Source organism: Mesorhizobium sp. ZC-5 (assembly GCF_025753855.1).
Taxonomy (GTDB): Bacteria; Pseudomonadota; Alphaproteobacteria; order Rhizobiales; family Rhizobiaceae; genus Neomesorhizobium.
Window position 1 is genome coordinate 20,618 of record NZ_JAOWPT010000005.1, and the last position, 26,162, is coordinate 46,779.

The 26,162-nt window shown below is 62.0% G+C and carries 22 protein-coding genes and 1 pseudogene; 15 read left to right on the forward strand and 8 right to left on the reverse strand.

All coding sequences use genetic code 11. The features are described from left to right. Positions 1–68: 68 nt before the first annotated feature. The 13 genes and pseudogenes from rpsB (at position 69) to lpxB (ending at position 13,350) form a co-directional block, all read left to right on the forward strand. Entirely contained in the window at positions 69–878 is an 810-nt protein-coding gene (rpsB, locus tag OHD58_RS15155) for a 30S ribosomal protein S2 (protein ID WP_263804256.1), read from the forward strand. 116 nt (positions 879–994) lie between these two features. Beyond that, on the forward strand, positions 995–1,918 hold the full coding sequence (gene tsf, locus OHD58_RS15160) for a translation elongation factor Ts (RefSeq protein WP_263804257.1): 924 nt from the start codon (positions 995–997) through the stop codon (positions 1,916–1,918). 155 nt (positions 1,919–2,073) lie between these two features. Further along, positions 2,074–2,796, forward strand: coding sequence for a UMP kinase (gene pyrH, locus OHD58_RS15165; protein ID WP_263804258.1), 723 nt, complete (start codon positions 2,074–2,076; stop codon positions 2,794–2,796). 55 nt (positions 2,797–2,851) lie between these two features. Beyond that, entirely contained in the window at positions 2,852–3,412 is a 561-nt protein-coding gene (frr, locus tag OHD58_RS15170) for a ribosome recycling factor (protein WP_263804259.1), read from the forward strand. Positions 3,413–3,433: 21 nt separating this feature from the next. Next, positions 3,434–4,168 (forward strand): annotated as a pseudogene (locus OHD58_RS15175) (isoprenyl transferase); the annotation flags it as partial. A gap of 41 nt (positions 4,169–4,209) precedes the next feature. Next, positions 4,210–5,025 (forward strand): phosphatidate cytidylyltransferase, encoded by an 816-nt coding sequence (locus tag OHD58_RS15180; protein WP_263804682.1) that lies wholly within the window; start codon positions 4,210–4,212, stop codon positions 5,023–5,025. Positions 5,026–5,145: 120 nt separating this feature from the next. Continuing rightward, positions 5,146–6,285, forward strand: coding sequence for a M50 family metallopeptidase (locus OHD58_RS15185; protein WP_263804260.1), 1,140 nt, complete (start codon positions 5,146–5,148; stop codon positions 6,283–6,285). Positions 6,286–6,506: 221 nt separating this feature from the next. Continuing rightward, positions 6,507–8,894 (forward strand): outer membrane protein assembly factor BamA, encoded by a 2,388-nt coding sequence (gene bamA, locus OHD58_RS15190; RefSeq protein ID WP_263804261.1) that lies wholly within the window; start codon positions 6,507–6,509, stop codon positions 8,892–8,894. Between the two features lie 51 nt (positions 8,895–8,945). Then, on the forward strand, positions 8,946–9,998 hold the full coding sequence (gene lpxD, locus OHD58_RS15195; RefSeq protein WP_263804262.1) for a UDP-3-O-(3-hydroxymyristoyl)glucosamine N-acyltransferase: 1,053 nt from the start codon (positions 8,946–8,948) through the stop codon (positions 9,996–9,998). Then, positions 9,991–10,461: a 3-hydroxyacyl-ACP dehydratase FabZ gene (fabZ, locus tag OHD58_RS15200; RefSeq protein WP_263804263.1), complete on the forward strand. Its 471-nt coding sequence runs from the start codon at positions 9,991–9,993 to the stop codon at positions 10,459–10,461. Before lpxD ends, fabZ begins: the two co-directional genes overlap by 8 nt. Before the next feature lie 12 nt (positions 10,462–10,473). Continuing rightward, positions 10,474–11,307, forward strand: a complete 834-nt coding sequence (gene lpxA / locus OHD58_RS15205; RefSeq protein WP_263804264.1) for an acyl-ACP--UDP-N-acetylglucosamine O-acyltransferase — start codon at positions 10,474–10,476, stop codon at positions 11,305–11,307. Next, positions 11,294–12,181 (forward strand): LpxI family protein, encoded by an 888-nt coding sequence (locus OHD58_RS15210; RefSeq protein ID WP_263804265.1) that lies wholly within the window; start codon positions 11,294–11,296, stop codon positions 12,179–12,181. The genes lpxA and OHD58_RS15210 overlap by 14 nt, the downstream gene beginning before the upstream one ends. Further along, positions 12,178–13,350: a lipid-A-disaccharide synthase gene (gene lpxB / locus OHD58_RS15215; RefSeq protein ID WP_263804266.1), complete on the forward strand. Its 1,173-nt coding sequence runs from the start codon at positions 12,178–12,180 to the stop codon at positions 13,348–13,350. Before OHD58_RS15210 ends, lpxB begins: the two co-directional genes overlap by 4 nt. A 51-nt stretch (positions 13,351–13,401) precedes the next feature. On the opposite strand, the gene gltA is transcribed toward lpxB, so the two are convergent. Together gltA and gltX are read right to left on the reverse strand one after the other, a co-directional pair. Then, a complete protein-coding gene (gene gltA / locus OHD58_RS15220) occupies positions 13,402–14,691 on the reverse strand; it encodes a citrate synthase (RefSeq protein ID WP_263804267.1) in 1,290 nt (429 codons plus the stop codon). Between the two features lie 181 nt (positions 14,692–14,872). Further along, positions 14,873–16,297, reverse strand: coding sequence for a glutamate--tRNA ligase (gene gltX, locus OHD58_RS15225; protein WP_263804268.1), 1,425 nt, complete (start codon positions 16,295–16,297; stop codon positions 14,873–14,875). Between the two features lie 124 nt (positions 16,298–16,421). Here gltX and OHD58_RS15230 point away from each other — a divergent pair, with 124 nt between their 5' ends. Continuing rightward, on the forward strand, positions 16,422–18,830 hold the full coding sequence (locus OHD58_RS15230; protein WP_263804269.1) for a ComEC/Rec2 family competence protein: 2,409 nt from the start codon (positions 16,422–16,424) through the stop codon (positions 18,828–18,830). Positions 18,831–18,908: 78 nt separating this feature from the next. On the opposite strand, the gene lexA is transcribed toward OHD58_RS15230, so the two are convergent. The 6 genes from lexA to OHD58_RS15260 all read right to left on the reverse strand — a co-directional run bounded on the left by lexA (position 18,909) and on the right by OHD58_RS15260 (position 25,169). Next, on the reverse strand, positions 18,909–19,631 hold the full coding sequence (gene lexA, locus OHD58_RS15235) for a transcriptional repressor LexA (RefSeq protein ID WP_263804683.1): 723 nt from the start codon (positions 19,629–19,631) through the stop codon (positions 18,909–18,911). Between the two features lie 107 nt (positions 19,632–19,738). Further along, positions 19,739–20,944: a gephyrin-like molybdotransferase Glp gene (gene glp / locus OHD58_RS15240; protein ID WP_263804270.1), complete on the reverse strand. Its 1,206-nt coding sequence runs from the start codon at positions 20,942–20,944 to the stop codon at positions 19,739–19,741. 5 nt (positions 20,945–20,949) lie between these two features. Beyond that, positions 20,950–21,441 (reverse strand): cyclic pyranopterin monophosphate synthase MoaC, encoded by a 492-nt coding sequence (gene moaC, locus OHD58_RS15245; RefSeq protein ID WP_263804271.1) that lies wholly within the window; start codon positions 21,439–21,441, stop codon positions 20,950–20,952. A gap of 5 nt (positions 21,442–21,446) precedes the next feature. Next, the gene (gene trpC / locus OHD58_RS15250) at positions 21,447–22,256 is read right to left on the reverse strand and encodes an indole-3-glycerol phosphate synthase TrpC (protein WP_263804272.1); all 810 of its coding nucleotides are present in this window, start codon (positions 22,254–22,256) and stop codon (positions 21,447–21,449) included. Continuing rightward, entirely contained in the window at positions 22,249–23,271 is a 1,023-nt protein-coding gene (gene trpD / locus OHD58_RS15255; RefSeq protein ID WP_263804273.1) for an anthranilate phosphoribosyltransferase, read from the reverse strand. Before trpD ends, trpC begins: the two co-directional genes overlap by 8 nt. A gap of 8 nt (positions 23,272–23,279) precedes the next feature. Continuing rightward, entirely contained in the window at positions 23,280–25,169 is a 1,890-nt protein-coding gene (locus OHD58_RS15260; RefSeq protein ID WP_263804274.1) for a SurA N-terminal domain-containing protein, read from the reverse strand. Positions 25,170–25,313: 144 nt separating this feature from the next. On the opposite strand from OHD58_RS15260, the gene tpiA reads away from it, so the two are divergent. Next, positions 25,314–26,081: a triose-phosphate isomerase gene (tpiA, locus tag OHD58_RS15265; protein WP_263804275.1), complete on the forward strand. Its 768-nt coding sequence runs from the start codon at positions 25,314–25,316 to the stop codon at positions 26,079–26,081. Positions 26,082–26,162: the final 81 nt, after the last annotated feature.

Genomic DNA, 26,162 nt, shown 5'->3' on the forward strand with positions numbered 1-26,162 from the left:
CGGTGGCGAGACGGGAAATTCCCGTAATCGTCGTTGTCCGTGGAGGCAAACCGGAAAGGAAAGAAAGAATGGCTCTGCCAGATTTCAGCATGCGCCAGCTATTGGAAGCTGGTGTTCACTTCGGCCACCAGACCCACCGCTGGAACCCGAAGATGGCCCCGTACATCTACGGCGCCCGCAATAATATCCACGTCATCGACCTCTCGCAGACCGTGCCGCTGCTGCACCAGGCGCTGAAGCAGGTTTCCGACACTGTCGCCAAGGGCGGCCGCGTGCTGTTCGTCGGCACCAAGCGTCAGGCGTCCGACATTGTCGCCGACGCGGCGCAGCGTTCGGCCCAGTACTACGTCAATTCCCGCTGGCTCGGCGGCATGCTGACCAACTGGAAGACGATTTCGAATTCGATTTCGCGCCTTCGCAAGCTGGACGAGATGCTGGCCGGCGAGGCCCAGGGCTTCACCAAGAAAGAGCGCCTGAACCTCGACCGCGAGCGCGAGAAGCTCGACAAGGCACTCGGCGGCATCAAGGACATGGGCTCGACGCCCGACCTGATGTTCGTGATCGACACCAACAAGGAAGCGATTGCCATCCTGGAAGCCAAGCGTCTCGGCATTCCGGTCGTCGCAGTCATCGATTCCAACTGCGATCCGGACAAGATCGATTTCCCGATCCCGGGCAACGACGACGCTCAGCGCGCGATCTCGCTATATTGCGATCTCATCGCCAAGGCGGCACTTGACGGCATCGCCCGCCAGCAGGGTTCGCTGGGCGTGGATATCGGTGCCTCTGTCGAAACTCCGGTAGAACCGGTGCTGGTCGAAGCTCCGGCCGAACCCGCGGCCGATGAGACCCCGGCAGGCGAAACTCCGGCCGCCTGATCGCGAAGGCCTTATGGCCTTCACAATAATCCTGGACTTGGCGCGCTATAGCGCCGGCGACTGGCGCATCATCGATAACGATGGTGCGCCCTCGCATTTCGAACAAAGAGGCGACAATGAGCATTACGGCAGCACAGGTCAAAGAACTCCGCGAACTGACCGGCGCGGGCATGATGGACTGCAAGGCGGCCCTCAACGAAACCAACGGTGACATGGATGCCGCGGTCGACTGGCTGCGCAAGAAGGGCATTTCGAAAGCCGATAAGAAGGCGAGCCGTACTGCGGCTGAAGGCCTGATCGGGGTCGATGCTGGCCTTCGCGAAGCGGTCGTGGTCGAAGTCAACTCCGAGACTGATTTCGTTGCCCGCAACGATGCCTTCCAGGAGATCGTGCGCAACGTGGCTAAGGTCGCGCTGGCCCATGGCGGCGACCATGCCAAGACGTCGGCAGCGAAATATCCGCATGGTGAGAAGTCGGTTGCCGACACGATCAAGGATGCGGTCGGCACGATCGGCGAAAACATGAGCTTCCGCCGTTCGACGCGGCTGGGCGTCGAACACGGCGCGGTTGCCACCTATGTGCACAATTCGGTTGCTGACAATCTCGGCAAGCTCGGTGTTCTGGTTGCCATCGAGACAACCGGCGATGCCAATGCCGCCAAGGCCTTTGCCCGCCAGGTCGCCATGCATGTGGCCGCCACAAACCCGTTGTCGCTGGATGTCGATGCTCTCGATCCGGCAGCCGTCGAGCGTGAGAAGGCAATCTTCTCCGACCAGGCCCGCCAGTCGGGCAAGCCGGAAAACGTTATCGAGAAGATGATAGAAGGCCGTATGCGCAAGTTCTATGAGGAAGTGGTGCTCCTGAAGCAAGCCTTCGTCATGAACCCCGACCTGACTGTCGAGAAGGCCCTCAAGGATGCCGAGAAGGAGATCGGTGCTGCTGCCAAGATCACCGGTTTCGTTCGCTTCGCCCTCGGCGAAGGCATCGAAAAGGAACAGTCGGACTTCGCGGCGGAAGTTGCGGCGGCCGTCAAAAAGTAACGACGCTTCAAAAGCTTCTTTGAATTGCATCAAGGGCACCGCGTGACATCGCGGTGCCCTTCGTGTATCGCAAGCCGAATTTCCGGAGCATTTGTCGGCAAACGCCTGGCGAGCGCGGGCGTTGGTGCGGCCGGACGACAGCAAAAGAGGACAAGATGACGGCAAAACCCCTCTACCGGCGCGTATTGCTGAAAGCCTCCGGTGAGGCCCTGATGGGCGAACAAGGGTTCGGCATCGATGTCTCGGTCGTCGACCGCATCGCCGGGGATATCGCCGAGGCGAGGGCGCTCGGTGTCGAGGTCGCCGTCGTCATCGGCGGCGGCAACATCTTCCGCGGCGTCGCCGTCGCGTCCAAGGGCGGTGACCGGGTCACTGGCGACCACATGGGTATGTTGGCAACGGTGATTAATTCGCTGGCTCTCAGAACCTCGCTGGTCAAGATCGGCGTCGACGCGGTGGTGCTTTCCGCCATCGCCATGCCAGAGATCTGCGAAAGCTTTTCGCAACGGCAGGCAACTGCCTACATGGATGCGGGCAAGGTGGTTATCTTCGCCGGCGGTACCGGCAATCCATTCTTCACCACCGATTCGGCGGCAGCGCTACGCGCGGCCGAAATCGGCGCAAATGCTCTGTTCAAAGGCACCCAGGTAGATGGGGTCTATTCCGAAGACCCGAAGAAGAATCCGAACGCGACGCGCTACGAGCGCATCAGCCATGACGACGTGCTGAAACGCGGTCTGTCCATCATGGATACCGCGGCAATTGCGCTTGCGCGCGAAAACCATATTCCGATAATCGTCTATTCGATCCACGAAAAGGGCGGGTTCGGCGATATTCTGAAGGGTGGAGGCCATTGCACTGTCGTCGCGGACAGCTGAGGCGGACGGCACAGGCAGCGAAGAAGAAGAATAAGGGAATAAAAGGAGACGGTTTATGGCGGACGGAGTTGATTTCAAGGACCTTCAAAGGCGCATGGACGGGGCCGTCAACGCTTTCAAGCATGACCTGGCGTCGCTGCGCACCGGCCGTGCTTCAAGCAACTTGCTCGATCCTATCCAGGTCCAGGCCTATGGCAGCAGCATGCCCATAAATCAGGTCGCAACGATATCCGTGCCGGAGCCGCGCATGATCTCGGTGTCGGTCTGGGACAAGTCGATGGTCGGCGCGGTCGATCGTGCCATCCGCGAATCCAACCTCGGCTTCAACCCGATCATGGACGGCACCACGCTGCGCATCCCGCTGCCCGAACTCAATGAGCAGCGGCGCAAGGAACTGGTGAAGATCGCCCACAACTATACCGAAAACGCCCGTGTTGCCGCGCGCCATGTGCGCCGCGACGGCATGGACAGCCTGAAGAAGTCCGAGAAGGACCACGTCATCAGCGAGGACGACCACAAGGTCCAGGCGGATCGCGTGCAAAAAATGACCGATGAGACTGTTTCGATGATCGAAAGCTTGCTTACGGAAAAAGAAGCCGAGATCATGCAGGTCTAAGGCGCCGGCGCTCGACCGGAGTCGGAAAGTCACTCGATGACAACGCCTGCGCATGTCGCGATCATCATGGACGGCAATGGCCGCTGGGCCAAGGCGCGGGGCTTGCCGCGCCTTGCCGGGCATCGTGCCGGCGTCGAGGCGCTGCGGCAAACGGTGCGGGCGGCCGGCGAGATGGGGGTTTCCTGGCTCACGGTCTACGCCTTCTCCTCGGAGAACTGGTCGCGTCCGAAATCTGAAGTCAGCGACCTGATGGGGCTGCTGAAGCTCTTCATCCGCCGCGATCTCGCGGAACTCCACCACAGCGGCGTCAAGGTGCGCATCATCGGCGACCGCAGCGGCCTCGAAGGCGATATCAAAGGATTGCTGGAAGAGGCGGAAACGCTGACGCGCGACAATACGGCGCTCAATCTGGTGATCGCCTTTAATTACGGCTCGCGCGACGAGATTGTCAGGGCAGCGCGCAAGCTCGTGGAGGCAGCGGCCGCCGGTGACGTCAAGCCGGAGGCCGTCACCGCCGAATCGTTTGCGGCTCTGCTCGACACTGCAGATATCCCCGATCCCGATCTGGTTATCCGAACCAGCGGAGAACTGCGGCTGTCGAATTTCCTGCTGTGGCAGGCTGCCTACAGCGAGTTCGTCTTCCTGCCGTGCTTCTGGCCCGACTTCGGCCGCGCCCACCTGGCCGAGGCAGTACAGGCCTTCGCGGCACGCGAACGTCGCTTCGGCGGCGTTACCGCGCGCGGCGTCGCGTCATGACCGGTAGCGCCGATGCGCCATCGGGCGGCCAGCCCAAACAATTGAGCAATCTCCAGATTCGTGTTGTTTCTGCTGTCGTTTTGGCGATTGCAGTTTTGAGCCTGACCTGGATCGGCGGATTTCCGTTTCGTCTGCTGGCTGCTGGCATAGCGGGCGCCATCTTCTACGAATGGACGCGAATGGCCCGCGTTGGGACCGGAGGCAGCCTGGGATTCCTGCCGGAAGCGCTGATGCTCGTCTGCATCGGCGCCTTGATCGTGGGAGCGCCGGCTTGGATCCTGCTGCTGCTGACTGCAGCCGCCGCGCTCGTTCTCCTGATCGCCAGGCGAATGCAGAGGGTAGGGCGCTGGGAAGCGGGAGGCCTTGCTTACGCGGCGCTTTCGGGAGTTTCGCTGGCGCTGCTGCGTGATGGCGATGATGCCGGCCTTGTGGCGATCTTGTTTCTCTTCGCGGTGGTCTGGGCGACCGACATCCTGGCGTATTTTGTCGGACGTGCCGTTGGCGGGCCGAAACTGGCGCCATCGATCTCACCGGGCAAGACGTGGAGCGGTGCCATCGGCGGCGCGGTCGGCGGCGTCGCTGCAGGTATCGTTCTGTCCGCGCTCGCGGGCGCCGGCGTCTCGCTCGTTCTGGTCATCGTCGCTCTCCTGCTGTCGGTGATTTCGCAAGTTGGCGATCTGTTCGAATCATGGGTCAAGCGCCGCAATGGCGTGAAGGACTCCGGTAACCTCATTCCGGGTCATGGCGGCGTCATGGATCGTGTGGACGGGCTTGTGGCAGCCGCTTTTGCCCTATACGTCATCGGCTGGGCATTCGGCCGCGCGGATTATCCCGCTCATGCGCTGTTTCCCGTCTGATCGGTAATAAAACCACAATCGCTGCTGCGTTATCTGATCGACGCGACGCGCCATCGATTTGCCGGCATTGGCACCGGTAGTGACGTCGCGCGGTGCCATGGATTTGACTGAGGACCTGTCTTGACCGATTTTCTTGCCTCCTTTCTTGGTTCGGACAGCTTGCTTATCGGCACCATCATCCCGTTTCTGTTCGTGCTGACAATCGTCGTTTTCGTCCACGAGATGGGACACTACCTCGTTGGACGCTGGTGCGGCATCGGGGTCACCGCCTTTTCCATCGGATTTGGTCCCGAATTGATCGGGTTCAACGACCGTCACGGGACGCGCTGGAAGCTTTGCGCTATTCCGCTCGGCGGCTACGTCAAGTTTGTCGGCGACATGAACGCGACGAGCACCCCCGACGCCGAGGAAATGGACAGGCTTACACCGGCCGAGCGCAGCGTTGCTTTCCATACCCAGCCGGTATGGAAACGTGCGCTGACAGTGGTCGCCGGCCCAATGTTTAATTTCCTGCTCACGATCGCTGTTTTCGCAGTATTTTTCGCCGCTTATGGCCGCGTGATAACTGAACCGATGGTGGCGGAAGTCCGCGCCGGAACGCCGGCCGCTGCCGCCGGTTTCATGCCGGGCGACCGTTTCGTCAGTGTCGATGGTCACCCGGTGGAAACATTCTCCGACGTGCAGCGCTTTGTTTCCGGCCGAACCGGCGATCCTCTGATTTTCATCATGCTGCGCGACGGCAAGGAGATCGAACTCAAGGCCACGCCGGAAGTGATGGAGCAGGAGGATGCTCTCGGCAACAAGATCAAAGTCGGCGTCATCGGCGTCGTCAACAGTGAGGAACTGGGGCAGCCGAGGGTCATAACCTACAGCATCCCCGGCGCTCTGGCCGAGGCGGTGCGGCAGACCGGGCACAGCCTCGAGCGCACCTGGAACTTCCTGAAGCGGTTCGCCGTCGGGCGTGAGGACAAATGCCAGCTCGGCGGACCGATCAAGATAGCGGACATGGCCGGCAAGGCCGCCAAACTCGGTTTCGACTGGCTGGTGCAACTGGTTGCGGCGTTGTCGCTGGGAATCGGATTTCTGAATCTTCTGCCGATTCCGCCGCTTGACGGCGGCCATCTTGTTTTCTACGCCGTCGAGGCTGCTATCGGGCGTCCGGTATCCGAGCGGGCGATGGAAATGGTCTATCGCGTGGGGTTTCTGCTGGTGCTGGGATTCATGGGGTTCGTTTTCTGGAACGATCTCTTTGGATGTTGAAATTATGAAAGAATTGGGCTTCGCGATGACCCTGATTGAGACTGCGTTTACCATCACGGCCGATATGCGTGACCCGAATGTCACGCTCCGAGCTTTAGTAAATACAAATTAACCAGAAGCCTTGCGTGTAAGGAAAATCTGGCTAATACGGTAACTTGATTTTACCGCGACGTCCGGATTTCTCGCCGTGGGGACTACGAGAAAAAGGTTTTGAGAGCTCAATGAAGGCAGCTTCCAGTTTTATGAGCGCCGCTTCGGCGGTGGCTTTGTCCGCAGCGCTGGTCGTTCCCGGCGCGGTTGCGGTTCAGTTCGCGTCTGTTTCCATGGCTCAAGCTGCTGTCGTCAGCAACATCGATGTGCGTGGGAATAAGCGCGTCGATGCCGAAACCATTCGCAGTTACCTCGGCATCACCCCCGGGCAGTCGTTCTCCAACGCTGATGTCGACGAGGCCGTGAAGCGCCTTTTCGGTACCGGCATGTTCTCGGATGTCCGCATCAATCAGGCCGGGTCGACACTGGTCGTGCAGGTCGACGAGCATTCGATCGTCAACCAGGTGCTTTTCCAGGGCAACAAGAAGATCAAGGACGCGCAGCTTTCGCAGGCCGTTCAGTTGAAGCCGCGCAGTGCGTTCTCGACCGCCGCGATGGAAGCCGACGCCGATGCGATCCGCCAGGCCTATAGCCGTATCGGCCGCGATGACGCGACCGTCACGACGCAGGTCATGGAGTTGGGTGAAGGTCGCGTCAACGTTGTCTTCGAGATTGCCGAAGGCGACCGCACCAAGATTGCCCGCATTGATTTCAACGGCAACAACGCGTTCGGTGATCGCCGCCTTGCCGATGTCATCTCGACCAAGCGTTCGACGATCCTGTCGTTCCTGCTGCGCGACGACGTCTATGACGAAAACCGCTTGCGCGCGGACGAGGAAGCGCTCCGCCGCTTCTACTTCAACCGTGGCTATGCCGATTTCCAGGTGATCTCCGCCACTGGCGAGCTTAACGAGGAAACCAACGAATACGTCGTTTCGATCACCGTGGAAGAGGGTGATCGCTATACGTTCGGCGATATCGGTGTGGAGAGCACGATCGAGGGTGTCGACGGCGAATCGCTTCGTTCGCTCATCGAGACGCACTCCGGCAGCGTCTACAGCGCGAAAGAGGTGGAAGACACGATCATCGCGTTGACCGAACATGTGGCCGGGCTAGGCTATGCGTTTGCCCAGGTGACGCCGCGCGGTGACCGCAACTTTGAAAACCACACCATTTCGGTCACCTACACGATCGATCAAGGGCCGCGCACCTATGTGGAGCGCATCGAAATCCGTGGCAACGCGCGTACCCGCGACTATGTTGTGCGCCGCGAGTTCGACGTGAGTGAGGGCGATGCCTTCAATCAGGTCTTGATCCAGCGTGCGAAGAAGCGCCTCGAAAGACTTGGTTATTTTGAGACGGTCGAAATCTCGACGGCGCCTGGCTCCGAACCGGATCAGGTGATTCTGGTGGTCGACCTCATCGAGAAGTCGACGGGTGAATTTTCGATCGGCGCCGGTTATTCCACCGGCGGCGATTCAGCCGGCCCGTCGGTCGAAGGCTCGATCACGGAAAAGAACTTCCTCGGTCGTGGCCAATACATACGGCTTTCCGCCGGCGGCGGCGAAAATTCGCGCGATTTCATGCTGTCGTTCACCGAGCCATACTTCCTCGGCCGCCGCATCGCCGCGGGCTTCGACATCTTCCGGCAGACGCGCCGCTATGACGACTACGAGAGTGAGACGAATGGCGCGACCGTTCGACTTGGCCTGCCGATTACGGAAACCTTGTCGACGCAGTTTGCCTACACCTACTCGGAAGAAAAATACGAGTTCCGTGACAGCTGTCTTGATGATGGTGGTACACCGCAAGTCCCAAGCTGCGATGTGTCGCAGGCCATTATAGACGGCGTGGCCACCAGTCCGTGGACGAAGTCGGCGGTCAGCGGCACGCTGCTCTACAACAGCATCGACGACATGAAGAACCCGCATAGCGGGCTCTACGCGACGTTCACCACCGAGTTTGCCGGATTGGGAGGCGACGCCGAATATCTCAAGTTCACCACCCGCGGCACCTACTATCAGACGATTTCAGAGGAAATGAACATCGTCGGACTGCTGACTGCAGGCGCCGGCCACATCCAGTCGACCGGCAATGGCGATCTGCGCGTGTTCGATCACTTCAAGAGCAGTGATCGCATCATCCGCGGCTTCGACTTCAATGGCATCGGGCCTGCCGCGGTAGCCGGCAGCGGCTTCGATCACCTTGGCGGTACAACCTACTTCCACGCCTCGGCGGAAGCGCAGTTCCCTATTCCTGTGATCCCCGAGAGCTTCGGCCTGAAGGGCGCGGTGTTTGCCGACGCCGCGACCCTCTATGGCAACGATGTTCGCAACTCGACGGATGGTGCGCTTTCCGCAACCGCCTCAAGAGACATGGAGTGGCGCGCATCCGTGGGTGCCGGCCTCATCTGGGCTTCGCCGTTCGGTCCGTTGCGTGTCGACTACGCGGTCCCGCTCAAGAAAGAGGACAGCGACGAAGAGCAGAACTTCAATTTCGGTATCTCGACCCGCTTCTAGGCGGTCGGGGCTGTGCTTCCGGGTCGTTCTGGCCCGGAAGAAAAGGCTCATATGACAGACCCGGTCTTTTTCGCGCCGTCACGCCGGTTTTCCGCCGCTGAGATAGCCGCCCTGACCGGTGCCGAACTTTTCGACGCCAGCCAGGCGGACGTCATCGTCACCGACATTGCATCGGCCTCCACCGGCGGCGACGGCATGCTCGTCTATGTGGATGGTAAGCGAAACGCCACCCTTCTCGAAGGGCGCTCCGCTGCCGCAATCCTGTGCACAGCAGACGTCGTAAAGCAGGTGCCGCCCGGGATCGCGATCCTGGTGACGCCCAAGCCGCAACAGGCCTTTGCGCAAATCGGCAGGCTCCTTCATCCGAGTGCCGCGAGTCCCCAGTCGCTGACTGGCGAAACCGGCGTTTCGAAGAAGGCGCATGTCTCCAAGGATTCGCATATCGAGGCCGGCGCCATTATCGAGGCCGGTGCAACAGTCGGCCCGGGGGCGTCGATCGGCAGTGGCACCATAATCGCGCCCAACGCGGTGATTGGATCCAGCACGCAGATCGGTCGCGACTGCTTCATCGGGCCTGGGGTGACCGTTCAGTACGCTCTGGTCGGCAACCGCGTCATCATCCATGGTGGTGCACAGGTGGGCCAGGATGGTTTCGGTTTTGTCGGGGGTGCGCGCGGACCTGAGCGGATTCCTCAGATCGGTCGTGTCGTCATTCAGGACGACGTGGAGATCGGCGCCAACACCACGGTCGATCGCGGCGCCATGTCCGATACCGTCATCGGCGAGGGCACCAAGATCGACAATCTGGTGCAGATCGCCCACAATGTTCGCATCGGCCGCGGTTGCATAATCGCCGGCCATTGCGGGCTTTCCGGTTCGGTGACGTTGGGGGATTTCGTCATGTTGGGTGGCCGTGTCGGCATTGCCGATCATATTTCGATAGGGTCGTTCGCGCAGGTTGCTGCGTCGGCCGGTCTTATGCATGACATCCCGCAAGGCGAGCGGTGGGCTGGATCCCCGGCGCGGCCCATGCGTGATTTTTTCCGTGAAGTTGCCGCCATCCGCGGCCTGACCAAACCTAGGAAAGGCGACAGCAATGGCTGACAGTGCCGGAACCGTTCTCGAGACGGTCGACATCATGCAGTTGATGAAGTTGCTGCCGCACCGTTATCCCTTTCTGCTTGTCGACCGCGTCATCGACATCGATGCGGACAATTCCGCGATCGGCATCAAGAACGTGACGGTGAACGAACCGCATTTTCAGGGCCATTTCCCGGAACAACCGGTGATGCCGGGTGTGTTGATCATCGAAGCGATGGCGCAGACGGCCGGCGCCATTTGCATAAAAAGTGCTGGAAACGACAAACCGTCCCTCGTCTACTTCATGACCATCGACAACGCGAAGTTCCGCCGCCCAGTGGTGCCCGGAGACAGGCTGGAAATCCACGTCAAGAAGCTGAAGAAACGCGGCAACATCTGGCGATTCGCGTGCGAGGCTCTGGTCGATGGCGCCAAGGCCGCGGAAGCCGAGATTTCCGCGATGATGTCCCCGAAGCCGGCTGCCTGACCGGCGACGTCGATGCAATCAGAAACGTTCATTCATCCGATGGCCGTGGTGGAATCCGGGGCCAAGCTTGGGGCAGGGGTTCGCATTGGCCCGTTCTGCCATGTGAGCGCCGACGCGGTGTTGGCCGACAATGTCGAGTTGGTCAGCCACGTCGCCGTCATGGGTGCGACCACGATCGGCGAGGGGAGCAAGGTCTTCCCGCAGGCGGTGCTGGGCGCGGCGCCGCAGAACCTGAAGCACCGCGGTACCCGGACGACGCTGACGATCGGCGGCAACACCACCGTTCGCGAGGGGGTGACCATGCATGTCGGCTCGGACACCAACCACGGCGCGACCACGGTGGGCGAGAACGGTTACTTCATGGCTTACTCGCATGTCGCCCACGATTGCACCGTTGGCAACAATGTGACGATGGCCAACGGTGCGATGCTGGCCGGGCATTGCGAGATTGGCGACAATGTCGTGATCGGCGGGCTGACGGCGGTTCATCAGTTTGCCCGCATCGGCAACAACGCCTTTCTTTCCGGATGCTCGGCAATCCCGGGAGACGTCATTCCGTTCGGGTTTGCGCGCGGCAATCTCGCCAAGCTGCGTGGCCTCAACGTTATCGGCATGCGCCGTTCGGGCATGTCGAGGACCGACATCCAGACCGTACGCCAAGCCTACCGCACGATTTTTGACCGGACGCGGACCATCGCCGAAAACCTCGAAATTGCGCGACGCGACTTTGCCGGCTCGCCGGTTGCGATGAGCCTGGTCGAATTTCTGTCCAAGCGCGGCACCCGCTATTTCGTGACGCCTCCTCTCGAAGATGCTGGCGATGACGGCACCGATGACGAGGTCTGAGGCCGGCGGAATCAAACTCGAGCCGACGGATCGCGTCGCGCTGATTGCCGGCAGCGGACAATTGCCCGTCGATGTCGCGGAAGGACTGGCGAAGGCAGGCAAACCGCCCTTCGTGATGATCGTCGGTGGCGAAGGGGTCGATCCGCTTGCTTTCCAGCCCTACGATCACATGATCCTTCCGCTCGAGGCCATTGGGGATCTCGTCGGCCTTCTGAGGCGCAATCGGATAACGCATGTCATCATGGCCGGCGGTGTTTCAAGCCGGCCCAATCTCCGTCGAATAAAGTGGAGCCTTGCGCTGCTGCGGGTCCTGCCGAGGCTCGTTTACAAGCTGACGAAGGGCGATAACACGTTGCTGAGCGCCTTCGTGGCCCATTTGGAGCAGAGCGGTTTCGAGGTCGTCGGTGCGCATGAAGTCCTGCCCGATCTTTTGGCTCGACCAGGCGTCATGGGCAAGGTGCAGCCGCGGACCTCCGACCAGCGCGATATCGATGCGGCGCTGGAAGCCGCGCTTGCCATTGGCAGGCTCGACATTGGCCAGGCAGCTGTTGCAGTCGGTGGCCGGGCGGTTGCGCTGGAAGGCGTGGAGGGAACCGACGGGCTGTTGGAGCGGATGAAGGAGCTGCGCAACAATGGCCGCATCGCCGGTATTGCGCGCGGCGTTCTGGTCAAATGCGCCAAGCCCGACCAGGAATTGCGCGCCGACCTGCCGACGATCGGGCCGGCGACGATCGAGGGGGCGCATGCCGCCGGCCTGGCTGGCGTTGCGGTCGAGGCCGATCGGGCTTTCGTGCTCGAATTCGCCAGGACGATCGAGCGGGCGGATGCGCTGGGCCTGTTCGTCATCGGCCTTGACAAGGCGGCAAGACGATGAGCGCGGAACGTCCGCTCAAGATCGCCGTTGTCGCAGGCGAGGAGTCCGGCGACCTGCTTGGCGCCGACCTGGTTCGGGCACTGGAATCGGCTAGCGGTGGCGATATCGAGTTGATCGGCGTCGGCGGCCGCCACCTCCAGGCAATGGGGCTCAAATCGCTGTTCGATCCGGCTGCGATCGCGCTCATGGGGGCATCGGCGATCGTCAGGGATCTGCCGCGGCTGATCGCCCGCATCCGTTCGACGGCCCGGACGATCGCCGATGCCGCGCCGGACTGCCTGATCACCATCGACAGCCCGGAATTCACCTTGCGCGTTGCCAGGAAGGTTCGGGCAAGAAATCCGTCCATCCCGATCATCCATTATGTCTGTCCCAGCATCTGGGCGTGGCGTCCGTCGCGCGCGGCGGAAATGCGGCCCTATGTCGACCATGTCCTCTGCGTGCTGCCTTTCGAAGTCGACGCGCTGAAAAGGCTTTCCGGGCCGCCAGGCACATATGTCGGCCACCGGCTGACCTATGACACAGGCATCCTGCACGCTGCCCGTCACCAGTCCGAGCGCCAGAAACCCTTGTCGCAGGATGAAAAAACGCTGCTGGTGCTGCCTGGCTCCCGCAAGAGCGAGGTGAAGGGTCTCATCGGTACATTCGGCGAGACGGTCGACCTTTTGCGTGAACGCGGCCACAAACTGCGGCTTCTGGTGCCGACCGTGCCGCATGTCGCCAGCCTGGTCGAGGCCGAGACCGCCAAATGGCCGCAGCATCCGGAGATCATCCTCGATTCCGCCCGCAAATGGCAGGCGTTCGGAGAAGCCGACGCCGCACTCGCCGCATCGGGTACCGTTTCGCTGGAACTCGCCCTTTGCCGGGTGCCGCTGGTCGCCTGCTATCGGACAGATCCCCTGATGCGGCTTTTCCTCAGGCTGATCACCACCTGGTCGGCCTCCCTGCCCAATCTGATCGCCGACAGGGTGCTGGTGCCCGAATATTATGACGTCTCGATCCGGCCGGGCCAGTTGGCGCGGCAGATCGAGCAACTGATGACCCCAGACAGCGACACACGGCGGCTGCAGTTGAACGGCTTCGCCGAGGTCAAGAAACGCATGGCGACGAAGCGACGTCCTGGAGCTGTCGCCGCCGATATCGTGCTCGACCACATCCGGGCACGTTAGCAACAAAAAAGGCGCCTGGAGGCGCCTTTTTTGGTTGGTCTGTGGTTCCGGTCAGCGCTTGGCGATCGGCACGTAGTCTCGTTCCGGAGCACCGGTATAGAGCTGGCGCGGGCGCCCGATCTTCTGATGCGGGTCCTCGATCATCTCTTTCCACTGGGCGATCCAGCCGACGGTGCGGGCGACGGCGAAGAGCACGGTAAACATGGTGGTCGGGAAGCCGAGCGCCTTCAGCGTGATGCCGGAATAGAAGTCGACGTTCGGATAGAGCTTCTTTTCGATAAAATATTCGTCGGTGAGCGCAATCTTTTCCAACTCCATGGCGATATCGAGCATCGGATCGTCCTTGATGCCCAGCTCGCCCAGAACCTCGTGTGCGGTCTTCTGCATGATCTTGGCGCGCGGATCGTAGTTCTTGTAGACGCGGTGCCCAAAGCCCATGAGGCGGAAGGGATCGTTCTTGTCCTTGGCGCGATCGATGAATTCCGGAATGCGGTCGACGGTGCCGATCTCGGAGAGCATGTTGAGCGCCGCCTCGTTGGCGCCGCCATGTGCCGGGCCCCAGAGACAGGCGATGCCGGCCGCGATGCAGGCGAACGGGTTCGCGCCCGACGAACCGGCAAGCCGCACCGTCGACGTCGACGCGTTCTGTTCGTGATCGGCGTGCAGGATAAAAATGCGCTCCATGGCGCGCGCCAGAACCGGGTTGACCTTGTAATCCTCGCACGGCACCGCAAAGCACATATGCAGGAAGTTGGCGGCAAAATTCAGTTCGTTCTTCGGGTAAATGAACGGCTGGCCGATATGGTATTTATAGGCCATGGCGGCAATCGTCGGCATCTTGGCGATCATGCGGATCGACGCCACCATGCGCTGGTGCGGATCCGAAATATCGGTCGAGTCGTGATAGAAGGCCGACATCGCGCCAACCACTCCGCACATCACGGCCATCGGATGCGCATCGCGGCGGAAGCCGGTGAAGAACCGGGTCATCTGCTCATGCACCATGGTGTGGCGCGTCACGCGATAATCGAAGTCGTCCTTCTGCGTCTTGGTCGGCAGTTCGCCGTAAAGCAACAGGTAGCAGACCTCGAGGAAGTCGCCATGTTCGGCCAACTGGTCGATCGGATAGCCGCGATGCAGCAGAATGCCTTCGTCGCCGTCGATGAAGGTAATCTCGGACTCGCAGGAAGCAGTCGAGGTGAAACCCGGATCGTAGGTGAAGGCGCCGGTGGTGCTGTAAAGAGAGCCGATATCGATGACGTCCGGCCCGACCGAACCGCTCTTCACCTTGAATTCGTGGGTCTTGCCGCCAAATTCCAGTTTTGCCGTCGGTTCGGTCATCGCAAACTCCTTTTATTTTTCAGTGCCCGGAAGGGAAAATTCTGCAATGCGGCAAGACGAAAAACGCTTGAATGCGCCGAAGTGCTAGCGCATTTCCCAATGCCTGCCAAGGTTAGCCCGTAGGTGTAATGTTGCACCGCAACAGGTCCATTTCAATGGCCATTTCCGGTTCGCCATTACCCTAATCGATTTGATCTCCGATGCGCGCCAGACTTTCCTTGCTGCCGAGAACGGCGAGTACGTCGAAGACGCCCGGCGACGTGCTTTTTCCTGTAAGCGCGGCCCGCAACGGCTGTGCGACAGCGCCGAGTTTCAGTTCGTTCTGCGTTGCAAATTCGCGAATCGCCGCTTCCGCCGAAGCGGCCGTCCAGTCGCCCTGGACCTTCTCCAGCGCGGTAAGCGCGCCACGCAGGATTTCCCGCGCCGGCGCGCCGAGGACGGCGGCAGCCTTTTCATCCAGCGGCAGTGGCCGCTCCGCGAACAAGAATGCGGCGCCGTCGGCGAGTTCGACCAGCGTCTTGGCACGCTCCTTGAGGCCAGGCATGGCCTGCAGGAGTTGCGCTTTCTTCTGGTCGTCGAGGCGATCCAGGATCGGCTTGCCGTTCTCCAGGTAGGGCAAAGTGGCCACGAAAGCCTCGAACAGCGCCTCATCGTCCATCTGACGCATGTGGATGCCGTTCAGCGCCTCGAGCTTCTGGAAATCGAAGCGGGCGGCTCCCTTGTTGACATCCTCGATCTCGAACCAGCGGATCATGTCATCGAGGCTCATCACCTCGTCGTCGCCGTGGCTCCAGCCAAGGCGAGCGAGGTAGTTGCGCAGCGCCGCCGGCAGATAGCCCATCGCCCGGTAGGCCTCGACGCCCAGTGCTCCATGTCGCTTCGAGAGCTTGGCGCCATCGGCGCCGTGGATCAGCGGAATATGCGACATGACCGGAATGTCCCAACCCATGGCGTCGTAGATCACCTGCTGGCGGGCGGCGTTCGTCAGATGGTCGTCGCCGCGGATGATGTGCGTGACGCCCATGTCGTGGTCGTCGACGACGACGGCGTGCATGTAGGTCGGATTGCCGTCCGAGCGCAGGATGATGAAATCATCCAGATCCTTGTTGGGAAAGCGCACGTCGCCCTGCACGCGGTCGCGCACGACGGTCTCGCCGTCGCGCGGAGCCTTGATGCGGATTGCGCCCTTTACGCCGGCCGGCGCCTCGGAAGGATCGCGATCGCGCCAGCGGCCGTCATAACGCGGTGGACGGCCTTCGGCGCGCGCCTTTTCGCGCATCTCGGTCAGTTCCTCGGGTGAGGCGTAGCAATAATAGGCCTTGCCCAGGCGTACCAGTTCCTCGGCTACCTCGCGGTGGCGTGGTGCGCGCTCGTATTGCGAAATCGGCTCGCCTTCCCAATGCAGTCCAAGCCAGGTCAAGCCGTCGAGGATCGCAGCTGTCGCGACTTCGGTCGAACGCTCGCGATCGGTGTCTTCGATCCGGAGCAGCATGGTCCCGCCCGTATGGCGCGCATAGAGCCAGTTGAACAACGCGGTCCGCGCGCCACCGATGTGCAGATAACCGGTAGGCGAGGGGGCAAAGCGGGTAACGACGGTCTTGGACATCAGATTTCCCGGAGGATTCTTCTAACGCGGCCGGCATTCCGGTGACGGAATTCGGGGGCGCATGGCGTTTCGGTGGCGTTCATGTAGCATAGGGAGACCGGGGTGCAAGGGGTTGGGGACGAAGGTGGCCCGCAGCGCGGCCGACACGGTGCTGGAGGACGTCAGCGAGCGGTCGCTGTTTGGCGCACCGCAAAGTGGAGCATTGCCCACAGCTACCGGAACTTCCACAGTCGTACCGGTTCCGGCTATCATGCCGGTACCCTCTCTCGATGTCCGGCTTGCCGAGGCATTGCCGAAAACCCCGCTGGCCCGCTTTCATGCCAACGCGGCGGTGGTCCTGCAGAAAGCGCTTGCCACTGAGAGTGATCGCGGCACGCTGTTCCTGTTCGTTCCCGTCCTGCTCGCGGCGGGTTCGATCGTCTACTACATCGCGCCTGGCGAGCCTGCCTTCCATGCACTGTCGATGGGTGCTGCCGCATTTGCAGGTCTTGCTCTGTTGTCGCGAGCGCACCGGCTGCTGCAACTGGTGTTTGCCGTCGCGCTGATCGTCGTCCTCGGCCTCCTGTTCGCGAAATTCGAGACCTGGCGTGCCGGCACGAAGATGATCGGCTCGGAAATATCGACCCGGCTTACCGGCAGGGTAGTCCTGATGGAACACCAGGCCAATGGCCGCATACGGCTGACCATCGACGTCATCGCGACGGAACGTCCGCTGCTGCGTTATGCGCCCGACCGCGTGCGCGTCTCGGCGCGCCGGATACCGGATGGCATCGTTGCTGGATCGGAAGTGGTGGGCGTTGTGAGGCTGCGGCCGCCGAGTGGCCCGGTGCGTCCGGACAGCTACGATTTCTCCTTCGAGAGCTATTTCGACGGCATCGGCGGCAACGGCTTCTACCTGCGTGGTCCCGACCTGGTGGAAACGCCCGAAGCGCCGACACTAGCAGAACGCTTCTTCGCTTCGGTAGAGAATGTGCGAACGACGCTTGCCGAACGCATCCGCGATGGCATCGGCGGCGTCGAGGGCGAGATCGCGGCGGCGCTCGTCGTGGGTGTCCGGGCCGGCATTCCCGAACCGGTGAACGAAGCGCTGCGCCGCACCGGCCTTGCCCACATCCTGTCGATTTCCGGGCTCCATATGGCGCTGGTGGCGGCGACCATCATGGGAACGTTGCGTGCCGGCTTCGCCTTGTTTCCCGATTTCTCGTCACGCCGGCCAGTGAAAAAATATGCCGCGGCGGCGGCGCTGATCGCCATTGCGGCATACCTGTTCATCTCCGGCTCCGCCGTCGCGGCGGAGCGCTCCTTTATCATGCTCGCGGTGATGCTGACTGCACTGCTGTTCGACCGCGCAGCACTCACCATGCGCAATTTGGCAATCGCCGCCCTCGTGGTCGTTGCCTGGTCGCCGCATGAGGTGGTGGGCCCGAGCTTCCAGATGTCCTTCGCCGCGACTGCGGCGCTGATCGGGGCCTATGCGGCCTGGTCGAACCGGCAAACCAAGCGCATCGCTGCGCCTCAGGATCATCACCGTTCGATCGCCTACAGGATCGCTCGGAAAGGCCTCTATTATGCTGGCGGTCTGGCGCTCACCTCGCTGATCGCCGGAACCGCGACAACGCTCTACGGCGTCTATCATTTCCAACGCATATCGCCGCTCAGCCTCGCTGCGAATCTCGCGGCAATGCCTGTCGTCTCGGCTGTCGTCATGCCGTCGGCAGTGCTCGGCATGCTGGCCATGCCGTTCGGCCTCGACGGTCCGATCTTCGATCTGATGGGCAAGGGGCTTGCTGCGATGCTGGCGATTGCCGAATGGTTCTCGGAGCGTTCGCCGATCGACGCAATCGGGATCGTGCCGCCCGGCGCCGTCATTGTTCTGACTGTCGCACTGGCAATTGCCACCCTGTGCACGACATGGCTGCGTCTGGCGGCACTTCCGCTGCTCGCTGTCGGGTTGTTGTGGATCGGCTTGCGTGAAACGCCGGACGTTTTGGTCTCCGAGGACGGCCGGCTGGTTGCAATGCGACTCGGCGATAGTCGGCTCGCCGTCAACCGCAGCCGGCCGAGTGCCTTCACCATGGAAAACTGGCAAAGGGTGCTGCAGGCGGAACAACTGGTGAAACCGATGGAGCAGCCGTCTGCGGCGCTTGGCGACAGCAGCGCAGAAGAAACACCTTTCCTTTGCGATTCAGGCCTATGCCTTGCTCGCCATCACAGCGGGGCGGTGGTCGCGTTTGCCGAGAGCAGCCAACGCGCCAAGTTGGCCTGCGACATGGCGAAACTGATCGTTGTCGACGATGCGACCGCCGAGAATCTCTGTCCTGGAAAGCCGGTCGAGATCATCACCAAGCGTGATCTGGCGCAGCAGGGAAGTGCTGAAATCTTTCTCGCCGCCGGGGCGGACCCAGCGGTCGACTTCGCGATCAACCAACCCTATCGGCCATGGCATACGCAGCGCCGCTTCTCACGCGAGGCGCGCGGCATGCCGCCTTATCGTCGCGCCGAAAAAGCCGAGCCAACATCCGAAAACGATTGAAATTCATATCGTTGGCGTGACAACAGAAATCAAATTCTTATGCTTGCGGGATCAGTCTCTTGCGAAACTCAAGCAGCCTCAGTAGCGGCGAATCAAGCCAACGAGCTTGCCGCGCACACTGACCCGATCCGGGCCGAAGATGCGCGTTTCATAGGCCGGGTTGGCTGCTTCCAGCGCGATTGAGGCGCCCTTGCGGCGAAAACGCTTCAGGGTCGCTTCTTCGTCATCGACGATTGCGACGACGATTTCGCCGGGCGTTGCCGTATTTGCGTTGCGGATGATCACTGTGTCGCCGTCGAAGATACCGGCCTCGATCATCGAATCGCCCTTCACTTCGAGGGCGTAGTGCTCACCGCCTGAAATCATGTCTGGCGGCACAGAAATAGAATGCGTCCGGGTTTCGATCGCGGCGATCGGTACACCAGCGGCGATACGGCCCATCACCGGAATGGAGATCGAAGCCGCGACATCGTCGTCATTGCTCGGCGATTGCAGACGAGGCGCCTCCTTGGGCTGTACCCGTCCGAGGCTGCCCTGGATGACGCTCGGGGAGAACTTTCTCGCCGCGTTCAATCCCGGCGCAATGGAATCAGGCAGGCGCAGCACTTCCAGTGCCCGCGCCCGGTTCGGCAGTCGGCGAATGAAGCCGCGTTCTTCGAGAGCCGTGATCAATCGGTGAATGCCGGATTTCGATGCGAGATCGAGCGCTTCCTTCATTTCGTCGAAGGAGGGGGGGATTCCAGCTTCTTTCAGGCGCTCATGGATGAACATCAAGAGTTCATGTTGTTTGCGCGTCAGCATGGCGTTCCCCCGAGGAATCAGATCAAAAACAAAACCAGAACAAACACTATCTGTTCCAGTTGTGTTCCGCAACCGTTTAAATTTTAATGAATATGTTGACGATTTGTTCAGCGTAGTATCAGCAGGCGGCAAGCATCGCCTGCCGCCGCGGCCGGAGCGAATGGCGCGCGGATAATCAACGCATTGGCCTCGGTCAGAGTTTTCAGCATTGAGGAGTCCTGGACGGTGAATGGCATCGCGACGAGTTTTCCATCGCGCTCGACAGCTGCCGCACGCACGTAATCCTGCCGCAGATCGTTCGCCGCCATGGCGGTTCCCAACACTGCATCGCGAAAATCGGGCGTGCATGGACGACCTCCGAGCTTCGCCAGCAGCGGCTTCAGGAAGAGATGCGAGCAAACCAGGCTTGCGACAGGATTTCCAGGCAACCCGATCACGCGCGTCTTGCCGAGCCTGCCGAACATCAGCGGCTTGCCGGGGCGCATGGCGATCTTCCAGAAATCGAGCGTCATGCCTTGCCCGGTCAGCACGTCGTGGATGAGGTCGTGGTCACCGACCGAAGCGCCGCCCAGCGTCACGATGATGTCGACATCCGCCGCCAGCGCGCGTTTGACCGCCGCCGCGATCAATTCGGGTCGATCCGGCACGATGCCGAGATCGAGTATTTTCGCTCCGACCGCCTGCGCGATGGCCGCCACGCCGTAGCCGTTGGAGGCGATGATCTGATCCGGTCCGGGTATGCTGCCGGGTGGCAGCAATTCATCGCCGGTAGCAATGATGGCGACCAGCGGCGCCTTGACCACGGGAAGGCGAGGGTGATTGGCTGCAGCGGCGAGCGACAGCGCGGCTGCGTCGAGCAGGCGGCCTTGGTCGAGAAGTTGCTCGCCTTCGACGAAATCCAGCCCGATCTTGCGGATATGGCGATCGACCGCGACCGTCTCGATCGCTTCGATTTCGCCGTTGCCGGCGACGCGGGCATTTTCCTGGATGAGGATGGTGTCCGCGCCTTCCGGCACCGGTGCGCCGGTGAAGATGCGCACCGCTTCCTTGCGCCCGACAGTACCGGTGAACCGCCTGCCCGCGGGAGCCTCCCCGACGATTTTCAGCCGCGCCGGCACCTGGACGACATCGGCGGCGCGAACTGCGTAACCGTCCATCGCGGAAGCCGGGAAGGGTGGTTGCGTGCGCAATGCGGTCAGTGGTTCCGCCAGCACGCGCCCCGCCGCCTCGGCGAGCGACACGCTTTCGGCCGGTCCGGCCTCGGCGTCGGCCAGCAGCCGCGCCAGTGCCTCGTCGACGGGAACCAGCACCATGTTGGTCAGCCTTCCGATGCGCGGTAGGCGCCGGACTTGCCGCCGGTCTTTTCGACAAGCCGCACCCCGGTGATGACCATGCCGCGGTCGACGGCCTTTGCCATGTCGTAGATGGTCAGGCAGGCAACCGATGCGGCGGTCAATGCCTCCATCTCGACGCCGGTCTTGCCGGTGACCCGCGCCAGCGCCGTAACCCGCAATCCGGGCAGCGTTTCGTCCGGTTCTATGTCGACGCTGACCTTGGTCAGCAGCAGCGGATGGCAGAGCGGGATCAACTCATGCGCCTTCTTGGCCGCCATAATGCCGGCGATGCGGGCGGTGCCGAGCACGTCGCCCTTCTTCGCATTGCCGTCGAGGATCATCCTGAGCGTCGCGGCCTGCATGATCACCGCAGCCTCGGCAATCGCGGTGCGCTCGGTGTCGGCCTTCGATCCCACGTCGACCATATGCGCCTCGCCCTGGGCGCCGATATGGGTGAGGCCTGTCTTGCCCGCCATCTTCTTCAGTGGGCTGGTGCGGCAACGCCGCTCAGAAGGGCTCGGGTGGCGGCGGCGACATCGGCCTGCCGCATCAGGCTCTCGCCGACGAGGAACGTGCCGATGCCATGGCCAGCAAGGCGGCGGCAGTCGGCATGGGTGAAGATGCCGCTTTCGCTGACCAGCAGCCGGTCGCTCGGCACCATTTTCGCCAGCCGCTCGGACGTATCGAGGCTTACTTCGAAGGTCCTCAGGTCGCGATTGTTGATGCCGATCAGGCGGGAGGAAAGTTTCAGCGCACGTTCGGTCTCTGCTTCGTCGTGGACCTCGACCAGGACATCCATGCCGAGTTCGAACGCTGTCTCCTCGAGCCGCTTTGCGTCGGCATCATTAAGGCTCGCCATGATGAGCAGGATCGCATCGGCGCCCCACAGCCGCGCCTCGTGCACCTGATAGGGCTCGAACATGAAATCCTTGCGCAGTGCCGGCAGTTTCACGGCCGCGCGCGCCTCGGTCAGGAATTCCGGCGCGCCCTGGAAGGATGGTGTGTCGGTCAGCACCGAAAGACAGGCAGCACCGCCTTCGGCATAGGCCACCGCAAGCGAGGGCGGATCGAAATCTTCGCGGATCAAGCCTTTCGACGGGCTCGCCTTCTTGATCTCGGCGATCAGCCCGAAGCCGCCTGCGGCGCGTTTAGCTTTGAGCGCAGCCAAGAAACCGCGCGGCTTCTCCACGTCGCCCAGCCGAGCCACGACTTCGTTAAGCGGCAACCGGCTTTTTGCCGCCGCGATCTCGTCGCGCTTGTAGGCCTCGATCTTGCGCAGGATGTCAGCCATGGTCGTAACCGCTGGAGACAGTGATCAATGTCTCCAGCACCTTTGCCGCGCTGCCGCTGTCGATCGCATTCGCCGCCGCTGTAGCACCCTCCTGCAACGTGGCCGCAGTACCGGCCACGACCAGTGCGGCGCCGGCGTTCATCAGCACCGTGTCCCGATAGGCGCCAGGTGCTCCGGAAAGCAGTTCGCGCATCGCATGCGCATTGTAGGCTGAATCGCCGCCCCTAAGGGCCTCTCGCGTATGGCGCGACAACCCGATCTGCTCGGGTGTGATCGAGAAACTCTTGATGGCACCATCGGAAAGCTCGGCAACACGGGTTTCGCCGGTGGTGGTGATCTCGTCGAAGCCATCGCCATGCACCACCCAGGCCCGCTCGGTGCCGAGCGCTTTCAGCGTCTCGGCCAGCGGTTCCACCCATTCCGGCGAAAACACGCCGACCACTTGGCGCTTCACGCCGGCCGGATTGGAAAGCGGGCCCAGCAGATTGAAGATGGTGCGGGTGCCGAGTTCTACGCGCGTCGGTCCGACATGTTTCATCGCCGGGTGATGCGCCGGAGCGAACATGAAGCCGACGCCGGCATCGCGGATGCAGTGGCCGATGGCTTCCGGCGGCAGGTCGATCTTGACGCCGAGCGCCATCAGCACGTCGGCGGCACCGGTCTGCGAGGAGAGGCCGCGATTGCCATGCTTGGCGACCGGCACGCCGCAACCGGCAATGACGAAGGCGGATGCGGTCGAGATGTTGACGCTGTGCGAGCCGTCGCCGCCGGTGCCGACGATGTCGATCGCGTCTTCCGGCGCTTCGACCCTGAGCATCTTGTCGCGCATCGTCGCGACCGCCCCGGAAATCTCGTCGACGGTTTCGCCGCGCACCCTCAGCGCCATCAGGAAGGCGCCGATCTGGCTGGGCGTCGCTTCGCCCGACATGATGGTGTCGAACGCCGAGCGCGCGTCCTCGAACGAAAGCGCGCTGCCTGAGGCAACCTTTGCGATATGGGTCTTCAGGTCGCTCATCGGCTTCGTCAGAAGGCCAGCGCCCGCTGGATCGCCGCCTGGTCGACGGTGACCGTGTATTCGCTCTGAAGGCGGGCAACAAGCTGGTCCAGGAGGTCGTCGGCAAGGCCAGAGGAAAAGGCATTGCGCGCTTCTTCCGGCAATGATTCCGGTCCCGCTCCCGCCGGCTCGAAGGCCTCGATCACCTTGAAGAGGATGTAGGCATCGCCCTGCGGCGAAGGCAGCAGTCCGGTGCCGTCCTGGGGCACGCCGAAGACCTGGGCAATGCCTGGCTTGCCGAAATCGACGTCGTCGGCCTCGCGCTTCAAGCCGCGCTTGGTCTGCTTCTCCAGTTTGAGTTCCGTTGCCAGCGTGTCGAACGGCGTACCGCCCTTCAACCTCTTCTCCAGTTCGGCCGCCTTGGCCGAAAGCCGGGACTGGACTTCGGCAGCCCTCCAGTCGGTCACGACCTTCTCGCGTACCTCGTCAAGCGTGCGGTCGCGTGCAGGGGTAACGCCTTCCACCTCGTAGAAAACGAAACCGTTGGACCCGACATTCAAGGCCGGGTTCTCGACATTCACTTCGGTCTCGAACGCGCCGCGCAACATCTCCTGCGATGCCGGCAGGTCGTTCACCACCGAACCATCCGGCCGCAGTGCCGCGCGGTCGATGGTATCAATGGTCACAACCTTCAGTTTGAGCTTGTCGGCCGCCTCATGCAGCGATTCACCGCCGGCGCGGGCATCCTCGTAGCTGTCGTGGACGTCGAGCAGCACGCGGTTCGCCTCGACCAGGGCGAGATCCTTGCGAATTTCTTCCTTGACCTCGGCCAGCGGACGCACGACTTCCGGCTTGATCTCGGTGACGCGGATCAGCACCGGCCCGAATGAGCCCTGTATCACCCCGCTCACTTCATTGGCCTGCAGCTTGAAGGCGGCTTCCGCGACCGCGCTGTCGGCCAGCTTGTCCTTGGTGAAGCTTCCGAGCAACACGTCGGCCGGCGTCTTGCCTTCAGCCTTGATCACTTCCTCGAATGTGGTGCCGGTGTCGATGCTGCCGCGGGCAGCGGTCGCAGCTTCCGGCGACTTGAACACGACCTGCTCGATCGTCCGGGTCTCAGGTGTCGAGAATTTCGATTTGTTGGTTTCGTAATCGGCTGCGACCTGTTCGTCGGTGATCGCGGACGTATCGGCGATATCTTCAGGTTCCAGCTTCACATAGGAGATCTTGCGATATTCCGGCGCGGCGTAAGTCTTCTTGTTCTCTTCAAACCATTTCGCCAGCACGTCCGCAGTGGGTTCCTCGATTGGCTCGACGAGAGCCTTGGGGAGCGCAATGTATTCGACGGTGCGGTCCTCGCCGCGGTAGAGCGCGACGGCACGCAGGAAAGCATCAGGCGCCTTCATTCCATCGGTCACGGCCTCGACAATCTGCTGGCGGATCGCCACCCTGCCGCGGCTCGTCAGGTAGTCGTCAGGCCGCATGCCGACCTGCTGCAGCACATAATCGAACTGCTGGCGGTTGAATTGACCGTCCGGTCCCTGGAATGCGGGATCCTGTCGGGTCAGATCGGCCAGCCGGTCCCGCGAAAGGCCGAGACCCATCTTGCGCGCCTGTTCGTCGAGAACGGCTTCCGCGATCAACTGCGACAGCACTTGCTGGTCGATACCGAATGCGGTGGCCTGTTCGCGCGTGATCCGTTGCCCGAACTGTTGCGATAGGACGGAAATCTGACGATCGTAGGCAAGCCGGTATTCGTTGGTAGATACAGTTGTTCCGCCGGCCGTCACCACATTGTTGCCGCCGATGCCGCCGACCAACTGGCCGGAGATGCCCCAGACCGCGAAGCTCATGACGAGCAGCAGAAGGAGGATTTTGGCGACCCATGTTCCGGCCGCGTTCCGCAAGGTATCAAGCATGGTCTAATCCAGTTCGGCGCCATGGAAGCGCCTTGTCAACGAAGGGCAATAGCGTCCTTCGCCGTCAGTGTCGATTGCTTTGTGGCGCGATTTTGGTAGGGAGAGCCCTTGAACATCATGGTTGAATGAAGAGGGAGACGCGGGATGACGCCGGGAATTCGTCCGCTGGTGGCCGGAAACTGGAAGATGAACGGCGTCGGCGCCAGTCTCACCGAACTGCACGCCATCGGCCACGGCTTCATGCATGGGCTCGATGCCGAGACCGAAGCGCTGATCTGCGTTCCGGCGACGCTCCTCTATCGCACTTCCGAGATTTTGCACCAGACCCCGGTCAAATCCGGCGGGCAGGATTGCCACGCCAGGGAAAGCGGCGCGCACACCGGCGACATCTCCGCCGAAATGCTGAAGGACGCCGGCGCGACCCACGTCATTGTCGGCCACTCGGAACGCCGCACCGACCACGGCGAGGATGACGCGACCGTCCACGCGAAGGCCGAAGCGGCATGGCGGGCCGGGCTTGTCGCCATCGTCTGCATCGGCGAAACGCGGGCCGAGCGCGAATCGGGCACCACGCTGGACGTTCTGTCGCGCCAGATCGGCGGTTCGGTCGCAACCATGGCGACCGCGAAGAACACGGTGATCGCCTACGAGCCCGTATGGGCGATCGGAACCGGGCTGACGCCGACAGTCGCCGACGTCGCCGAAGCGCACGCCCACATCCGTGCCAGGCTGCGCGAAAGACTGGGTGCCGAGGCCGAGCGGATGCGTATCCTTTATGGCGGCTCGGTGAAGCCGTCCAACGCGCGCGAGCTGCTTGCCATAGACAATGTCGACGGCGCGCTCGTCGGCGGCGCCAGCCTGAAGGCCTCCGACTTCCTCGGCATTGCCGAGGCCTACGAAGCGATCGGGTAGTTCGCCGGCGGTGTTTTGGGCGTTGCATTTCCGTTTGGCGGACCCATATTCCGCGACGGGCTTGGAAATGCCACGAAAGCC

Excerpts from the sequence above, each read along its gene's own strand:
- gltX (WP_263804268.1), bottom strand. The coding sequence starts at position 16,297 with ATGTCCAAGACCGTCGTTACCCGCTTTGCCCCCTCGCCTACCGGTTAT.
- glp (WP_263804270.1), bottom strand. The coding sequence starts at position 20,944 with ATGGTGCTGGTTCCCGTCGACGAGGCACTGGCGCGGCTGCTGGCCGAC.
- rpsB (WP_263804256.1), top strand. The coding sequence starts at position 69 with ATGGCTCTGCCAGATTTCAGCATGCGCCAGCTATTGGAAGCTGGTGTT.
- trpC (WP_263804272.1), bottom strand. The coding sequence starts at position 22,256 with ATGGCTGACATCCTGCGCAAGATCGAGGCCTACAAGCGCGACGAGATC.
- lpxD (WP_263804262.1), top strand. The coding sequence starts at position 8,946 with ATGACAGACCCGGTCTTTTTCGCGCCGTCACGCCGGTTTTCCGCCGCT.
- pyrH (WP_263804258.1), top strand. The coding sequence starts at position 2,074 with ATGACGGCAAAACCCCTCTACCGGCGCGTATTGCTGAAAGCCTCCGGT.
- moaC (WP_263804271.1), bottom strand. The coding sequence starts at position 21,441 with ATGGCGGGCAAGACAGGCCTCACCCATATCGGCGCCCAGGGCGAGGCG.
- lexA (WP_263804683.1), bottom strand. The coding sequence starts at position 19,631 with ATGCTGACGCGCAAACAACATGAACTCTTGATGTTCATCCATGAGCGC.
- tpiA (WP_263804275.1), top strand. The coding sequence starts at position 25,314 with ATGACGCCGGGAATTCGTCCGCTGGTGGCCGGAAACTGGAAGATGAAC.
- lpxB (WP_263804266.1), top strand. The coding sequence starts at position 12,178 with ATGAGCGCGGAACGTCCGCTCAAGATCGCCGTTGTCGCAGGCGAGGAG.
- trpD (WP_263804273.1), bottom strand. The coding sequence starts at position 23,271 with ATGAGCGACCTGAAGACCCATATCGCAAAGGTTGCCTCAGGCAGCGCG.
- lpxA (WP_263804264.1), top strand. The coding sequence starts at position 10,474 with ATGCAATCAGAAACGTTCATTCATCCGATGGCCGTGGTGGAATCCGGG.
- frr (WP_263804259.1), top strand. The coding sequence starts at position 2,852 with ATGGCGGACGGAGTTGATTTCAAGGACCTTCAAAGGCGCATGGACGGG.
- fabZ (WP_263804263.1), top strand. The coding sequence starts at position 9,991 with ATGGCTGACAGTGCCGGAACCGTTCTCGAGACGGTCGACATCATGCAG.
- OHD58_RS15210 (WP_263804265.1), top strand. The coding sequence starts at position 11,294 with ATGACGAGGTCTGAGGCCGGCGGAATCAAACTCGAGCCGACGGATCGC.
- gltA (WP_263804267.1), bottom strand. The coding sequence starts at position 14,691 with ATGACCGAACCGACGGCAAAACTGGAATTTGGCGGCAAGACCCACGAA.
- tsf (WP_263804257.1), top strand. The coding sequence starts at position 995 with ATGAGCATTACGGCAGCACAGGTCAAAGAACTCCGCGAACTGACCGGC.
- OHD58_RS15260 (WP_263804274.1), bottom strand. The coding sequence starts at position 25,169 with ATGCTTGATACCTTGCGGAACGCGGCCGGAACATGGGTCGCCAAAATC.
- bamA (WP_263804261.1), top strand. The coding sequence starts at position 6,507 with ATGAAGGCAGCTTCCAGTTTTATGAGCGCCGCTTCGGCGGTGGCTTTG.